The following is a 14,583-nucleotide window of genomic DNA, read 5'->3' as shown; positions in this document are numbered from 1 at the left end:
GCGATGCCCCAGCCCGCGCCCTTTCGCCTGCCCGCCGTCGCCATGCCCCAGCGGCCGGCCCGCCCCTTGCGCTTCCCCTTGCCGCCCTTGGAGGCCATGACGGCGCGCGGCGTGGCCCTGCGCGGCGAAACACCGGACGATCTGGGCTTTCTCCGCCAGCTTTACGCCGCTGGCCGGGCGGTGGAAATGCGCCTGCTCAACGACACCTGGGACCGCGAGACCAAGCGGGATTTCCTGGAAAAGCAGTTCAGCTATCAATACCTCCACCACGCCACTTATTATGGCGATGGCGATTTCGCCCTGATCACCCTGGGCGGCCGGCCGATCGGCAAGCTTTATCTGCAGTGGCGGCTGGCGGGGGGACTCCCTCCCGAAGTCCGCGTCTTCGATTTCCTGCTTTTGCCCGCCTTGCGCGATCAGGGCATCGGCTCGCTGGTGCTGGCCGCCCTGCTGCGCCTCGCCGCCCTTCACAACGCCGCTGTCAGTCTGCATGTCGAACCGATCAACCCGGCGCGGCGCCTTTATGCCCGCTTCGGCTTCCAGCCGATGGGCGTTGAAGGCGCCAGCGGCGCCTTGCTGATGGGGTGGCGCGATGGACCGCTTGACCCCAAACCGCGCCTGGAGCGGTCGACTTAAAAAAAAAGCGGCCGGCTTTGATGCGGCGCGCGAGACCAGGGGGGCCCCGCGCGCCGCTCGAAGGCCCCGACGGGCATTGTCTCTAATTGAAGCTGGCCTGATAGCGGAAGGTGCCATCGGCGTTCTGGCCGATCGGCACCAAAAACACCTCCTGGCGCCCAAGATCGTCATGGTCGAGGGGATGGATGTGTTGATGCAACAGCAGGCCCGGCGTCGTGCCGTTGAAGATCAGCGAGAACGGCTGGCGGGCGCTTCCCGGATATCCGTCCTGGGGGCCGATCTTGACGCTTTCCAGAACAAGATCCTCGCTCGTCTTGGGCCAGCGCACGCGAAACACCTGATTAACCAAGGGTTCGAAATGCCCGGCCGCAAGGTCGGCCAGGGTAAGGGCGTGGGAAGGCGGGTGTGTCATGGCGTCAAAACCTTGAAAAAGGGCGACAGACAAAACCGACGGGCTTGGCAAGATAGGGCAAAAGATCATGCGGGGGGGATGGTCATGGCTTCAAGCCCGTTTCCCGGGCACCCTGAAAAATCGCCCCCTTTTGACTTGCCGCTGACGCCGCGTCGTTATGACCGAGCGCCGTGCGGTCCGCCTGTTCACCATCGCCGCCCTTGGCGTTTTGACAGCGGCGACGGTGAAAAAGCCTTGTCAGCGGCGAATTTCATCCCTATCATTTCGTCAAATAACGAATTGATAGGGATGAGACGTGCTCGAGACCTTTGAAACCGTCGCCAAGGCCGTGGCCGATCCCAACCGGGTGCGGATCCTCAAGCTTCTGGAAAGCGGCGAGCTCTGCGTCTGCCAGATCACGGCGGTGCTTGATCTCGCTGCCGCCACCGTATCCAAGCACCTTTCCCTGCTCAAAGCCGCCGGGCTTTTGCAACAGCGGCGCGAGGGCAAATGGGCCTATTACCGTTTGGCCGACCGCGCGCTCAACCCCTATGCCCCGGCCTTCCTCGGGCTGATCGGCGCGACCTTGGCCGACGACCCGACCTTGACCGAAGACGCCCGCATCCTGAGCAAGGTCAACGCCCTGCCCCTTCAGGTTCTGTGCGACCAGGGCCGCGCCGCACTTGATCTGACCCGACCGACGTCCCCCGCCCCCTCTTGTTGTGGAACCCCCATGATGACCGAGACGTCCTTCAACGTTCTTTTCCTGTGCACGGGCAATTCGGCGCGCAGCATCCTGGCCGAAAGCATCCTTAATCGGGAAGGCGCCGGCAAATTCCGCGCCTATAGCGCCGGCAGCCACCCCAAGGGGCAAATCGACCCGACCGTGCTGGCGCTGCTGAAAAAAACCAACCACCCTACCGAAACCCTGCGTTCGAAATCCTGGGATGAATTCGCCGCTCCCGGCGCCCCGACCCTGGATTTCGTTTTCACGGTTTGTGACAACGCCGCCGGCGAGGTGTGCCCGATCTGGCCGGGACAGCCGATGACCGCCCATTGGGGCGTGCCCGATCCCGCCGGCTTTGTGGGGAGCGAGGCGGAAAAGGCGGCGTTCTGCGGCGAGGTGATGCGCTTGCTGCGCACCCGCATCAGCATCTTCGCCGCCCTGCCGATCGCCTCGCTTGATCGCCTGTCCTTGCAGCGCCGCCTCAAGGAAATCGGCAAGGTCGCCCTGGAAAGCCGGGAAACACGCGAGAGCGGCGTGCTCTGATCCCCGCGTCCCCCGGTCCCGGGTGACGCTTTTTTCGATGCGAGCAAATCGCCGGACCCCTTCCGCCCGTCGCCCCCGACGCGGCGGAGGGGATCTGGCGGGAGAGAGATGATGTCCGTTCACAGCGATCCCCCCGCCGCCAAGGTCTCTGGCAAGCCGATGGGGTTTTTCGAGCGTACCCTGACCCTGTGGGTCGGGCTGTGCATCGTGGTCGGGGTGACCTTGGGCCATGTCGCGCCCGGCCCCTTTCAGGCCATCGCCGGGCTGGAAATCGCCCAGGTCAATCTGCCCGTCGCCCTGCTGATCTGGCTGATGATCATTCCGATGCTGCTGAAGATCGACTTCGCCGCGCTGGGCACCGTCGGGCGGCACTGGAAGGGCATGGGCGTGACCCTGTTCATCAACTGGGGGGTCAAGCCGTTTTCCATGGCCCTGCTCGGCTGGTTGTTCATCAGCACGCTGTTTCGGCCCTGGCTGCCCGCCGATCAGATCGACAGCTATATCGCCGGGTTGATCCTGCTGGCCGCCGCGCCCTGCACGGCGATGGTCTTCGTCTGGTCCAACCTGACCGGCGGCGAACCCAATTTCACCCTGTCGCAGGTGGCGCTGAACGACCTGATCATGGTCTTCGCCTTCGCCCCCATCGTCGGGTTGCTGCTTGGCCTGTCGTCGATCACCATTCCCTGGGACACCCTGCTGATCTCGGTCGCGCTGTATATCGTGGTGCCGGTGATCATCGCCCAGATCTGGCGGCGCGCCCTGGTTGCGCGCGGTCCCCAGGCCGTGGAGCGCGTGCTCAAAACCCTGCATCCGCTGTCTTTGGGCGCTCTTCTCGCCACGCTGGTGCTGCTGTTTGGCTTCCAGGGCGAACAGATCCTCGCCCAACCACTGATCATCGCGCTGCTGGCGGTGCCGATCACCATCCAGGTCTATTTCAACAGCGGCCTTGCCTATCTGCTGTCGAAGAAGCTGGGCGTCGCCCATTGCGTGGCCGGACCGGCGGCGCTGATCGGCGCCAGCAACTTCTTCGAACTGGCCGTCGCCGCCGCGATCAGCCTGTTCGGCTTCCAGTCCGGGGCGGCGCTGGCCACCGTGGTCGGCGTGCTGATCGAAGTGCCGGTGATGCTGTCGGTGGTGAAAATCGTCAATGCCTCCAAGGGCTGGTACGAAGGAAAGCCCGCATGACCGGGATCACCGCCCTGGGAAACCGCTGCGGCTTCCAGCCGATCGCCCCCGCCGTTATCCGCTCCAGCGCCCAGATGAACGGGCTCTGCCCGTCCTCGGCGGTGCTGATGAGTCGCCCCGTAGGGGCGCGGATCACACCGCCCGTAGGGGCGCCGATCACATCCCCCACAAAGGAGAAAATCATGAAACTCGATGTCTATGATCCCGCCCTGTGCTGTTCCAGCGGTGTTTGCGGCCCCGATGTCGACCCCGCCCTGGTCGCTTTCGCCGCCGATTTGCTGTGGGTCGCCGAACAGGGCGTCAGCGTCACCCGTTATAACCTTGGTCAGCAGCCCCAGGCCTTCGCCGCCAATCCGGCGATCGTCAAGGAACTGGAGGCCGGGATCGACCGCCTGCCGATCCTTGTCCTTGATGGCCAGATCCTCTCGACGGGGATTTATCCGACGCGCGGCCAATTGGCCGCCAAGCTGGCGCTGTCGCCAAGCCCGGCGCCGGCCGCCGCCGGGTCGTGCTGCTCGCCCCGATCGGGCTGCTGCTAAGGAGGCCGTGATGGCCCTTCCCGAAACCCCCACACGCTTTATCTTTTTCACCGGCAAGGGCGGCGTTGGCAAAACCTCGCTGTCGTGCGCCAGCGGTCTGGCTTTGGCCGAAGCCGGCAAAACGGTGCTGATCGTCAGCACCGATCCGGCCTCCAATCTGGACGAGGTCCTGGGCACGCCCTTGGGCGACCAACCAACGGCGATCGCCGGCGCGCCCGGCCTTTACGGGCTGAACATCGACCCGGAAGCGGCGGCCTTCGCCTATCGGGAACGCATGGTCGCCCCTTATCGGGGACTCTTGCCCGCCGCCGCCATCGCCAGCATGGAAGAACAGTTCTCCGGCGCCTGCACCGTCGAGATCGCCGCCTTCGACGCCTTCGCCAAGCTGCTGGGCGATGACGCGGCCACCGCCGCATTCGATCACGTGATCTTCGATACCGCCCCCACCGGCCATACCCTGCGCCTGCTCACCCTGCCTTCGGCCTGGGGGGATTTCATCGCCTCGGCGACCGGCGGGGCCTCCTGCCTTGGCCCTCTGGCCGGGCTGGAGACGCAAAAGGCCTTGTATGGCGCGACGGTCGCCCATCTCGCCGATCCGAAAATGACCACGGTGGTTCTGGTCAGCCGGGCCGAAGGCGCCGCCCTGCGCGAAGCCGAACGCACCCGGGGCGAATTGGCCGATCTGGGCGTGACCAACCAACGGCTGGCGCTGAACGGGGTGTTCACCGCGCCCCGGGGCGAAGACGCCATCGCCGATGCCATGACCTTGCGGGGGCTCGAGGCCCTGGCGGATATGCCCGCCGCCCTGGCCGCCCTGCCGCGCAGCCAGACCCCCTTCCTGCCGCTGGGCACCGTCGGCCTCACCGCCCTGCGCCAGATCGCCGCAGACACGGCGGCGGAGGCCACGCCCGCCGGCCCCGCCCCCGCCGCCGCTTTCCCGTCCCTGCCGGGCGGCCTGGAAGACCTGATCGACGAGATCGCCGCCGCCGGCCATGGGGTGGTGATGACCATGGGCAAGGGTGGCGTGGGCAAGACCACCATCGCCGCCGCCCTGGCCATCGCCCTGGCCCGCCGGGGCCACCGGGTCACGCTGTCGACCACCGACCCCGCCGCCCATGTCGCCCAGGCCGTTGACGGCACGGTACCGGGGCTGACAATCGCCCGCATCGATCCCAAGGTGGAAATCGCAGGCTACCGCGCCGAGGTGCTTGAAAAGGCGGGGAAAAACCTTGATGCCGCCGGCCGCGCCATGCTCGAGGAGGACCTGCGCTCGCCCTGTACCGAGGAAATCGCCGTTTTCCAGGCCTTCGCCCGCACGGTCGATGGCGGCAAGGACCACTTCGTGGTTCTGGATACGGCGCCGACCGGCCATACCATCTTGCTGCTCGACGCCGCCGAAGCCTATCACCGCGAGGTTCTGCGCACCCGGGCCGATATGCCCGAAGCGGTGCGCGCCCTGCTGCCGCGCCTGCGTGACCCGGGGTTCACCAAGGCGATCATCGTCACCCTGGCCGAGGCCACCCCGGTTCACGAGGCAGAACGCTTACAACGCGATCTGGCGCGCGCCGGCATCACGCCTTTCGCCTGGGTGATCACCCAAAGCCTGCTCGCCAGCGGCACCACGGATCGGCTGCTGCGCCAGCGCGGCGCCTATGAGGCGCCGTTCATCGCCCGGGTGGCGACCGAGCTGGCCAAACGCACCGCCCTCATCCCCTGGGCCGCCTGAGCGCCCCAAACTTCACGCCGGCGGCTTTAAGCGGGCCGCAGGCGGAAGGCGGTCACGGCACCGCCCCCGAAAGCGCCTTGTCGGCGCTTCGCGGGGGCGGTGTTTTCATCGATCATCGATCACGCGGCACAGCGCGATCAGGCCGCCTTCAGGGCCGCCGAATTGGCGACTTTATCGGCCAGCTTGGTCAGATCGGCGTCGGTCTTGATCTCTTCTTGAAGCGTCTGGTCAAGAAGCTTGGCGATCTCGGGCATGCCGAGCACCTCGGCCCAGCGCTTGAGCGTGCCATAGCGGGCGATCTCGTAATGCTCGACCGCCTGGGCCGAGGCGATCAGACCGGCATCGACCGCCGGCTCGCCCTTGAACGCGTCAAGGATTTCCTCGCCCTCGCTCAGGATGCCTTCGATCGCGTCGCAGGTTTTGCCCTGGGCGCGCTTGCCGAACAATTCGAAGGCCATTTGAAGGCGTTCGATCTGCCCTTCGGTTTCCTGATGGTGTTTTTCGAAGGCGGCCCGCAGTTCCGCCGAATCGGCGCCCCGCGCCATCTTCGGCAACGCCTTCAGGATCTTCCTCTCGGCATAATAAATATCCTTGAGGGTGTCATAGAAAAGCTTATCCAGGGTCTTCTCAGCCATGGGAGGCGTCCTTCTCATCTTGCAAAGACTGTTAAAGGCCTTGCCGGCTTGGCCGACAGCCCCTCTAACGAGTCGACGCCCGCTTCGTTCCGAGGTTCTTTCGCAGGGGGAATTTTCCTCTCGCGACCGTCATTGGGCGGTGCGCAGGCGGTCGAACGCCGCCCAGACGCCGTCCGGACCGTCCCAGGCGCCTTGGGTTGCCGCCTTGGAATATTCGGTGGATCGCTGTTCGAAGAAATTGGCGTGTTCGACGCCGTTGAGGATTTCCACCAGCCAGGGCAAGGGGTGGGGCCTGAGTTGTTCGTAACCCGCCTCGGTTTCGCGGAAATGACCATAAAGGATGGGCAGTTTCAACTGGGTCAGCCGCCAGTCGGCGACGTAGCGGACGTAGGATTTGATGTCCTCGGCGCGCATGCCCTCGATCGCGCCCAGCTCGAAGGCGAGATCGACGAACTTCTCTTCCAGTCCGACCATGGTTGTCGCCACGTCCAGGATGTCGTCGCGCACCGGCTTGGTCAGCGCGCCGGTTTCGCGGTTCCATTCGTGGAACAGACGGATGATACCCTGGCAATGCAGGGATTCGTCACGCACCGACCAGGTGACGATCTGGCCCATGCCCTTCATCTTGTTGTGACGGGGGAAGTTCAGCAGCATGGCGAAGCTGGCGAACAGCGCCATGCCTTCGGTGAAGGCGCCGAACATGGCCAGCGTGCGCGACACGTCGGCCATGGTGCCGACGCCGAAGGTGTGCATGTAATCGGCCTTGTCACGCATGGCGGCATAGTCGCGGAAGGCCGAAAACTCGGTCCGCGGCATGCCGAGCGTGGTTAGCAGCAGGGCATAGGCGTCGATATGGATGGTCTCCATGTTGGTGAAGGCGGCCATCATCATCTGGATTTCCAGCGGCTGGAAGATGGGCATATAGCGCTTGAGGTAATTGTCGCTGACCTCCACGTCCGACTGGGTGAAAAAGCGAAAGATCTGGGTCAGCAGGTTGCGCTCCTGGTCGGAAACGCGATCGGAGGCCCAGTCCTTGAGGTCCTCGCCCAGCGGCACCTCCTCGCCCATCCAGTGGACCTGTTGTTGCTTCTTCCAGAACTCATAGGCCCAGGGATAGCGTTCGACGTTGTAGGCGCCCGAGCCTTGCAGCAGGCCGATGCGACCGCTGTTGACCAGATCGAGGGGATTGAGCTGCGCGATGGTCATGGCCGGTCTCTCTATTGGCAGGCTAGGCATTCATCGTAATCGGCGCGCGGGGCCGATGACGTTTCCCCGCTCGGCTTTTCCCTGCCGACGAAGGCGGCGCGCTGCACCGATTTGGACCGGCAGTAATAGAGGCTTTTCAGGCCGCGCCGCCATGCCGTCCAGTGCAACATGTGCAGGTCCCATTTGTCGGCGTCGGCGGGCAGATACAGGTTGATGGACTGGCTTTGGCAGATGAAGGGGGCGCGGTCGGCGGCCAGATCGATGATCCAACGCTGGTCGATCTCGAAGGCGGTGCGGAACACCAGCTTCTCGTCGTCGCTCAAGCCTTCCAGGTGTTGGACCGAGCCTTCGTGCTCGATGATGGATTGCCACGTCTCGGCGGTATCGAGGCCCTTGTCCGCGAGCCGGCGCGCAAGGTGCGGGTTGCGCACCGAGAACGAACCAGACAGGGTTTTGTGGGTGTAGACGTTGGCCGGAATCGGTTCGACGCAGGCGCTGGTGCCGCCGCAGATGATGCTGATGGAGGCGGTGGGCGCGATGGCCAGCTTGGCGCTGAAGCGGGCCTTCATGCCGCGCTCCGCGGCATCCGGGCAGGCGCCGCGCTCGTCGGCCAGATCCACCGAAGCGGCGTCCGCGTCGCGGCGGATCTTGCGGAAGAGGCGCAGGTTCCACGACTTGGCAAGCGCGCTTTCGAAGGGGATGCCGCGGGCCTGCAAAAAGGAATGGAACCCCATGACGCCCAAGCCGACCGAGCGCTCGCGCATGGCGGCATAGGCCGCGCGCTCCATGCCGTCGGGCGCCGTCTCGATGAAATGGCTCAGCACGTTGTCAAGGAAGCGCAGCACGTCTTCGATGAAGCCGGGGGCGTTCTCCCATTCGTCCCAGGTCTCGATGTTGAGCGACGACAGGCAGCATACGGCCGTGCGCTCCTGGCCGCGATGGTCGCGCCCCGTCGGAAGGGTGATCTCGGCGCACAGATTGGAGGACGACACCCGCAGGCCCAAGTCGCGCTGGTGTTTGGGCAGGGCGCGGTTGACGGTGTCGGTGAACAGCAGATACGGCTCGCCGGTCTGCAAGCGGGTTTCCAGGATTTTCTGCCAGAGCTGGCGGGCGCCGACGCTGCGCAGCACCTCGCCGCTCTTGGGGCTTTTCAGGGCGAATTGCCGATCGTCGCGCACCGCCTCCATGAAGTCGTCGGTGATATTGATGGCGTGGTGCAGGTTCAGGCTCTTGCGGTTGAAATCGCCCGAGGCCTTGCGGATCTCCAGGAATTCCTCGATCTCGGGGTGGTGGATGTCGAGATACACCGCCGCCGAGCCGCGCCGCAGCGAGCCTTGGGAAATGGCCAGCGTCAGGCTGTCCATCACCCGAATGAATGGGATGATGCCGGAGGTGGCGCCATTGCCCTTCACCGCCTCGCCGATCGAACGCACGCCGCCCCAATAAGTCCCGATACCGCCGCCGTTGGAGGCCAGATCCACATTCTCGTTCCAGATGGCGACGATACCCTCCAAGCTGTCGGGAACCGTGTTCAGGAAGCACGAGATGGGCAGCCCGCGCTGGGTGCCACCGTTGGACAGGATCGGCGTCGCCGGCATGAACCACAGCTTCGACATGGCGTCGTACAGGCGCTGGGCGTGGGCGGCGTTATCGGCGAAGGCGCAGGAAACGCGGGCGAACATGTCCTGGATGCCTTCGCCCGGCAGCAAATAGCGGTCACCCAGCATCGCCTTGCCAAAGGCGTTCAGTTTGTCGTCGCGCGAGCGCTCAAGGCGGATTTCGGATGTTTCGGGGGGGTGCGGCCGCCGCCGGATTTGCGATGTGGGCTGATGCGACTGGCGTGGAGGCGACGCCACCAGATTGCCCTGGCGGTCGAAATCAAAAGCGGGCGCGGACGACATCGGCGATCCCCCTCAGGGATGATGAAAGGTGGGAGGGGAGAGACGCCATGCGGGCACAAGCCGGCATGCGCCCCATCGGGACACCCCGCCCGCGGACGTTTCAAGGGTCACGGCAGGTCTCCTGGCTCACGGGTCGTCGCCTTCGTCCGCCTTCCCGGGAATTTCCCCAGTGGCATGAATGGATGAAGGCTCGCCGCTGACAGTTGCGGGGGCAGCGCCGGCATCGCACCGGCTTCCCTCTTAGCCCCGGATATTGTGGTGTCCGGGGAACCGTAACACAACATAGGCTATATTATCGTTGCGCAGCGAGTCAAGCCCGGCCGGTGCGGCCCGGTTCATGGCGCGAGTCCGTCATGTCCTTTGGCGGCGGTGGAGCGGTCGAAAGAAGCCACCAGCCGGGAAAAAGGAAAAGCCGAAAAGGCGATCAGCGGCGACCAAAGATACAACCATATTGCTACAGAATGGTCCTTGGGGTAAAAACGTTGAACAGACCCGCCCTGTTTTTGGAGAAGATCCAGCGATGACGGACCCGGTGAATTTTGATGCGGACGATATTCCGGGCGTGGAAAATGAACATGATATCGTTTGGCAGATTCTATCGGACAAACTGAGGAAAGACTGCGCCCAGGCCGTCGATGACGACTACGGCAAAAAGTATCTACCCTTTACCGCCGGACAGCTTGTTCATCGCGTCACTTTCGCCTTATCCTATTACGATCAGAAGATCGGCAATTTGTTCCGCTGGGCGACGAAATCCGTCGAGGGCGACAACTACACCTACCAACTGACCGAGCGGAATCGCCGCCATCTGGCCCATTTCGTCTCTGTGGTCACCGGGCACCCGGAAAGCGAAATCTCGGCCTACATCGAGGAAATCAACGACGACGGCGCCCTGCGCGCCCATTTCGCCACGGTGATGCAGGGGCGCCAGGGGCCGATGGACATCGGGTTCCATCCCGGACGGCGCATGGGCTGGTATGCCATCGTCCGCGCCCTGAAACCGAAGATCGTCGTCGAGACCGGGGTGGCCCGGGGCCACGGCTCCCTCACCCTGGCCGCAGCGATCTTGCGCAACCGGGCCGAGGGCCATGCGGGGCGCTATGTCGGCACCGATATCAACCCGGAGGCCGGCATGCTGTTTTGTGGGGACTACGCGCAAGCCGGCACTATCTTGTATGGCGACAGCCTTGAATCCTTGTGGGCTTTCAACGAGAAGATCGATCTCTTCATCAATGACAGCGACCATTCCGCCAGCTACGAGAGCGAGGAATACGACCTGATCGAGTCCAAGCTTGCCGAGAACGCCCTTATCCTCGGCGACAACGCCCACGCCACCGACGCCCTGCTTGAATTCTCCCGCCGCACCGGCCGGAATTTCCTGTTCTTCCGCGAAGACCCGCAAGGCCATTGGTACCCGGGCGCCGGCATCGGCGTGGCCTTCCCCGCTTTCCCTAAAACCTCATCCGGGCGGTCATGACAGCGCCTCCGGGGGAGTCATGGCCTCACGCTGGCGCCGCCCGGTTCGGGCGAGACCATCTCGCATGTTCCGAGCCAAAAGCACGAGATTGACGGCCCCGGCGCCAAGTTCCACCGCTTGCACGGCATAAAACCAAAAGTCGAACGCCTGGGCCTCAGCCTTCCAAGCCAGGAAAAACGCCGCCGGCACAAGGATCAGCAAGCCGTTGCCGGCCACCACCTTCATCCGGGCGGCCTTGAGCGCGCTCATGTCTTGATTGGCTTGGGAAAGTCGGGCGCCCGAGGCGCCGGCGCCGGCCAGGAAGAGTATCAACACCGGCAAGCTCCACAGGATCGCGACTTTGACGGCGGCGATATCGGCCGGAAGGCCGAAGGCTTCCACCAGCACCGTCGCAAGCTGAAAGACGACGATGGTGACGAGACCGAGCCCACCGGCGAGCGGATGGAGACGGTGAAGGGGTGAACGATGGGACATGACAGCGTGACTCCCTCAAGTTACATAGCGTACTATATATCACCCTTCCACAACTAGATAGCAAGCTATATATGTCGCTGAACCGTCTCCACTCCGCCGGCTATATGACGAACTGGGCCGCCCGCCTCTTCGCTCTGGCGATCGAACAGCGCTTGAAGCCGCATGGCATCGCTCCGGCCTATCTGCCGGTTTTCTTCGCCCTTGGCCCTGGCAAGCCCTTGTCGCAAAAGGCCCTGGCCGCGCTAGCGGCGGTAGAGCAGCCGACGATGGCGGCGACTCTCAACCGAATGGAGCGCGACGGCCTGATCGAGCGTACCCCCGATCCCGCCGATCGCCGCAGCTCGCTCATCTCTCTGAGCGAGCTGGCGTCGGGCAAGCTGGAGGTCGTGCGTCAAGCCACCGCCGACATCAACGCCCGCGCCCTCTCCTCGCTTACCGAAGCCGAATGCGCCACCTTCTTGACGATGCTGGAGAAAATCATCGAGCGGCTCGACCCGCGCGGCCGAGGACAATGAGGGGGATTTACCCACCTTCGTCGCGGGCGCCCGCAACTGCGCCGGCCCCGTCCTGGCCCCCTACGCCGGGGCCCGAACGGGGCTTGGCCGAGGCGATTAGAAGCTCGCCTTCACGCTGAGCATCGCATTGCGCGGTTCGCCGTAATAGCCGATGGCGCCGATGCTGGAATAATACTTTTCGTCGAAGATGTTATTGACGTTAAGGGTGGCGGTGACCGCCTCGGTGAGGCGGTAGCTGGCCAGGACATCGACGACCGAAAAGGCCTTCTGGGTGGCGCGTTCGCCGTTGGGGCCAACGTTATTGGCATAGATCGCCCCCTGCCAACGCAGATTGCCGCCGATCATCAGGCGATCGAAGGCCCCCGGCAAGCGATAGGTCGAGAACACCTTGACCGTATCGCGCGGGATATCGGTTAGCAGCCGCTTGCCTTTGACATCGGTCGGCGAGGCATGGGCATAGCCGCCGCCAACCTGCCAACCCGGCAAGACCTCGCCGGTCAGTTCCAGTTCGATGCCCTGGCTGGTGGTGCCTTTGGCCGCCTTATAGGCCTGACCGCCGCTCGGCGTCAGCGCCGCGCCATCGGCGACCCCCAGGTTGTCCTGATTGATGCGGAACACCGCCAGACTGGCGTTCAACCGGCCGTCGTAGAACGCGGCCTTGATGCCGGCTTCATAGGCGTCGCCGACCAGGGGCTGCAGATAACCACCGTCGGCGTCTTGCAGGCTCTGCGGCTTGAAGATGCTGGTGTAGCTGGCATAGACCGACCAAATGTCGCTCAGGTCATAGACGATTCCGGCATAGGGGGTGACTTTGCCGTTTTCCGACTGCTCGGAATAGCTCGACGAGCCATCGGCGTAGCGGGACTCGGTCTCCTGGCTCCACGAAGTCAGCCGGCCGCCGAGGATGATCGATAGATCATCCGTTGGCCGCAAACGGGTCGCCATATAGCCCGCGACCTGACGTTCCAGGAAACTTTCGCTGCCGTTTTCCTCAAGCACGGGTTCGGCGATCGCACCGTTCCAGGTGTAGTAATTGCCGATCGACGTGTCATAGCCGGGGATCGACCACAAAGGATAGCTCGGGTCTTCGTAGCTGGCGTGATAGGTGCTGAAGCCCGCCATCAGATCGTGCTGGCGACCAAACAGGGTAATGGGGCCGGTGGCGGTGAGGCCGACCGAGTTCTGGATCGGTTTGGCGGCCCAACGCCCGGCATAGAGGCCCATCCCCGCCCCGGTCTCGCGGTCGGGCGTGCCGCGAATGCCGTAACCGATCAGCGCGTCATAGGACCGCCGGGCATGTTCGAGATCGAGGGTAACCGTCCAATCGTTGTCGAAACGCTGTTCGAGCGCGGCGAAGGTGGTGAGTTGGGTATTGTCGAAATAGGCCCAATCGGCCGCCGAACTGGTGGAGCGGGAAAAATCCGTCCGCCCGCCATCGGAATAAAACATCGGGATGCCGGCGCGCGAGGCGTGATCGGAGCGATGGTGCTGATACTGGACCCCGGCGGTCAGTAAGGTATCCTCGGTCAAATCGGCTTCGATAACCCCATAAAGAACCTTTTTCGACGTCTCCAGGCGGTCGATATAGGACTCGCCTTGCTGATAGGCGGCGACCAGCCGGCCGCGCAGGCGGCCGCTTTCGATCAGCGGGCTGGCGACATCGCCTTCGGCCCGATAGCGGTTCCAGCTTCCCGCCTGCAGCTCGGCCGCGCTTTGGAAGGTATCGGTCGGCCGCTTGCGCACCAGATTGACGCTGGCCGACGGATCGCCAACGCCGCTCATCAACCCGGTGGCGCCGCGCACCACCTCGACCCGGTCATAGATCGCCATATCGGAGAGATCGTCGCCAAAGCCGTATTTGGTCGAGCGGCTGACGCCGTTGACCTGGAAATTGTGAACCTCGAAGCCCCGGGAATAAACGGCGTTGGCATCCGAGCCGATCGGCCCGCCCTCCTTGAAGGTCATCCCCACCGTTTCATCGAGAACATCGGCCATTTCATTGAGGTTCTGATCGTCCATGCGCTGGCGGGTCATGATGCTGACCGATTGCGGGGTTTCGCGCGGCGAGAGAGTGAGCTTGGTCGCCGTGTTGGTCGCCCCGGTCGCATAGGACCCCGTGCCCTCGGTGCCGGGCAATCCGCCGCGCAGCAAGGCGCCTTCAACGGCGATCGGATCGACCACCAAAGCGTCCTCGGCGTCCTTGATCGCCTCGAGGGTGATCGAGGTCGGCGAGGTGAAGCGCGCCGCCAGACCGCTGCCGGCCAGCAGCAGGCCCAGCGCCTGTCGCGCCCCATAAGACCCCTGGAGCGCCGGCGCGGTATGGCTGTAAGCGGCCGATCCGCTGTAGAGCACCTGAAGGCCGGTCACCGCCGAGAAATCGGCCAGGGCCCGGGGCAGCGGCTTTGTCGCGATATCAAAAACGTAAACCGCGCCCGCCTGAGCCGTTGGCCCGCCCGCCGCCGGTCCATCCTCGGCCCGGGCGATCAGCGCCGTCTGTCCCAGGGCGAGTACCGATACGCCCATCAGCAAACGCCGCCCCCACCGGCCAATCGTCAGCTTGCCGTTCACCACGTCCCCCATCATCGTCCCCGGTTCCAAAAACGCCAAAATCGCGACCGCTCCGCAATC

Annotated in this window: 13 protein-coding genes, 1 pseudogene and 1 riboswitch; of the genes and pseudogenes, 8 read left to right on the top strand and 6 right to left on the bottom strand. The window is 64.2% G+C overall.

The genetic code is table 11. The annotated features are described in order from the left end of the window. Nucleotides 1-3: 3 nt before the first annotated feature. Entirely contained in the window at nt 4-636 is a 633-nt protein-coding gene (locus tag RRU_RS07545; RefSeq protein WP_011389206.1) for a GNAT family N-acetyltransferase, read from the top strand. Between the two features lie 82 nt (nt 637-718). Here RRU_RS07545 and RRU_RS07540 read toward each other — a convergent pair whose 3' ends face one another. Then, nucleotides 719-1,048: a DUF6916 family protein gene (locus RRU_RS07540; RefSeq protein WP_011389205.1), complete on the bottom strand. Its 330-nt coding sequence runs from the start codon at nt 1,046-1,048 to the stop codon at nt 719-721. Nucleotides 1,049-1,343: 295 nt separating this feature from the next. On the opposite strand from RRU_RS07540, the pseudogene RRU_RS20135 reads away from it, so the two are divergent. The 5 genes and pseudogenes from RRU_RS20135 to arsA form a co-directional block, all read left to right on the top strand. Further along, nucleotides 1,344-1,562 (top strand): annotated as a pseudogene (locus RRU_RS20135) (ArsR/SmtB family transcription factor); the annotation flags it as partial. Nucleotides 1,563-1,760: 198 nt separating this feature from the next. Continuing rightward, entirely contained in the window at nt 1,761-2,297 is a 537-nt protein-coding gene (locus RRU_RS20000) for an arsenate reductase ArsC (RefSeq protein WP_207187434.1), read from the top strand. A gap of 111 nt (nt 2,298-2,408) precedes the next feature. Beyond that, entirely contained in the window at nt 2,409-3,482 is a 1,074-nt protein-coding gene (arsB, locus tag RRU_RS07530; protein WP_014626176.1) for an ACR3 family arsenite efflux transporter, read from the top strand. After that, nucleotides 3,479-4,021: an arsenite efflux transporter metallochaperone ArsD gene (gene arsD / locus RRU_RS07525; protein WP_011389202.1), complete on the top strand. Its 543-nt coding sequence runs from the start codon at nt 3,479-3,481 to the stop codon at nt 4,019-4,021. The genes arsB and arsD overlap by 4 nt, the downstream gene beginning before the upstream one ends. Before the next feature lie 10 nt (nt 4,022-4,031). Beyond that, entirely contained in the window at nt 4,032-5,747 is a 1,716-nt protein-coding gene (arsA, locus tag RRU_RS07520) for an arsenical pump-driving ATPase (RefSeq protein ID WP_011389201.1), read from the top strand. Between the two features lie 137 nt (nt 5,748-5,884). Here arsA and RRU_RS07515 read toward each other — a convergent pair whose 3' ends face one another. The 3 genes from RRU_RS07515 to RRU_RS07505 form a co-directional block, all read right to left on the bottom strand. Further along, nucleotides 5,885-6,382: a ferritin-like domain-containing protein gene (locus RRU_RS07515; RefSeq protein ID WP_011389200.1), complete on the bottom strand. Its 498-nt coding sequence runs from the start codon at nt 6,380-6,382 to the stop codon at nt 5,885-5,887. Between the two features lie 129 nt (nt 6,383-6,511). Then, nucleotides 6,512-7,588 carry a ribonucleotide-diphosphate reductase subunit beta gene (locus tag RRU_RS07510; RefSeq protein WP_011389199.1) on the bottom strand — a complete coding sequence of 359 codons (1,077 nt, stop codon included), beginning with the start codon at nt 7,586-7,588 and terminating at the stop codon, nt 6,512-6,514. A gap of 11 nt (nt 7,589-7,599) precedes the next feature. Then, nucleotides 7,600-9,489: a ribonucleoside-diphosphate reductase subunit alpha gene (locus RRU_RS07505; protein ID WP_011389198.1), complete on the bottom strand. Its 1,890-nt coding sequence runs from the start codon at nt 9,487-9,489 to the stop codon at nt 7,600-7,602. Between the two features lie 93 nt (nt 9,490-9,582). Then, a riboswitch (cobalamin riboswitch) is annotated at nt 9,583-9,779 on the bottom strand. Between the two features lie 230 nt (nt 9,780-10,009). Between RRU_RS07505 and RRU_RS07500 the strand changes: the two genes are divergently transcribed. Then, nucleotides 10,010-10,966, top strand: coding sequence for a class I SAM-dependent methyltransferase (locus tag RRU_RS07500; RefSeq protein WP_011389197.1), 957 nt, complete (start codon nt 10,010-10,012; stop codon nt 10,964-10,966). On the opposite strand, the gene RRU_RS07495 is transcribed toward RRU_RS07500, so the two are convergent. Continuing rightward, nucleotides 10,961-11,440 (bottom strand): lipoprotein, encoded by a 480-nt coding sequence (locus RRU_RS07495; protein WP_011389196.1) that lies wholly within the window; start codon nt 11,438-11,440, stop codon nt 10,961-10,963. The genes RRU_RS07500 and RRU_RS07495 overlap by 6 nt on opposite strands. A gap of 71 nt (nt 11,441-11,511) precedes the next feature. Here RRU_RS07495 and RRU_RS07490 point away from each other — a divergent pair, with 71 nt between their 5' ends. After that, the gene (locus tag RRU_RS07490; protein WP_011389195.1) at nt 11,512-11,955 is read left to right on the top strand and encodes a MarR family winged helix-turn-helix transcriptional regulator; all 444 of its coding nucleotides are present in this window, start codon (nt 11,512-11,514) and stop codon (nt 11,953-11,955) included. A 96-nt stretch (nt 11,956-12,051) separates the two neighbouring features. On the opposite strand, the gene RRU_RS07485 is transcribed toward RRU_RS07490, so the two are convergent. Next, complete coding sequence (locus RRU_RS07485) at nt 12,052-14,538, bottom strand: TonB-dependent siderophore receptor (RefSeq protein ID WP_014626173.1); 2,487 nt, start codon at nt 14,536-14,538, stop codon at nt 12,052-12,054. Between the last annotated feature and the right edge of the window lie 45 nt (nt 14,539-14,583).

This window comes from Rhodospirillum rubrum ATCC 11170, from assembly GCF_000013085.1.
Classification (GTDB): domain Bacteria; phylum Pseudomonadota; class Alphaproteobacteria; order Rhodospirillales; family Rhodospirillaceae; genus Rhodospirillum; species Rhodospirillum rubrum.
Note: the sequence above shows the minus strand (reverse complement) of the source record. Positions and strands in the feature narration are given on the sequence as shown.

Coding starts and splice junctions, on each gene's coding strand:
- arsA (WP_011389201.1), top strand. CDS start 4,032: ATGGCCCTTCCCGAAACCCCCACACGCTTTATCTTTTTCACCGGCAAG.
- RRU_RS20000 (WP_207187434.1), top strand. CDS start 1,761: ATGATGACCGAGACGTCCTTCAACGTTCTTTTCCTGTGCACGGGCAAT.
- RRU_RS07515 (WP_011389200.1), bottom strand. CDS start 6,382: ATGGCTGAGAAGACCCTGGATAAGCTTTTCTATGACACCCTCAAGGAT.
- RRU_RS07485 (WP_014626173.1), bottom strand. CDS start 14,538: ATGATGGGGGACGTGGTGAACGGCAAGCTGACGATTGGCCGGTGGGGG.
- RRU_RS07545 (WP_011389206.1), top strand. CDS start 4: ATGCCCCAGCCCGCGCCCTTTCGCCTGCCCGCCGTCGCCATGCCCCAG.
- RRU_RS07495 (WP_011389196.1), bottom strand. CDS start 11,440: ATGTCCCATCGTTCACCCCTTCACCGTCTCCATCCGCTCGCCGGTGGG.
- RRU_RS07500 (WP_011389197.1), top strand. CDS start 10,010: ATGACGGACCCGGTGAATTTTGATGCGGACGATATTCCGGGCGTGGAA.
- RRU_RS07490 (WP_011389195.1), top strand. CDS start 11,512: ATGTCGCTGAACCGTCTCCACTCCGCCGGCTATATGACGAACTGGGCC.
- RRU_RS07510 (WP_011389199.1), bottom strand. CDS start 7,588: ATGACCATCGCGCAGCTCAATCCCCTCGATCTGGTCAACAGCGGTCGC.
- arsB (WP_014626176.1), top strand. CDS start 2,409: ATGTCCGTTCACAGCGATCCCCCCGCCGCCAAGGTCTCTGGCAAGCCG.
- arsD (WP_011389202.1), top strand. CDS start 3,479: ATGACCGGGATCACCGCCCTGGGAAACCGCTGCGGCTTCCAGCCGATC.
- RRU_RS07540 (WP_011389205.1), bottom strand. CDS start 1,048: ATGACACACCCGCCTTCCCACGCCCTTACCCTGGCCGACCTTGCGGCC.
- RRU_RS07505 (WP_011389198.1), bottom strand. CDS start 9,489: ATGTCGTCCGCGCCCGCTTTTGATTTCGACCGCCAGGGCAATCTGGTG.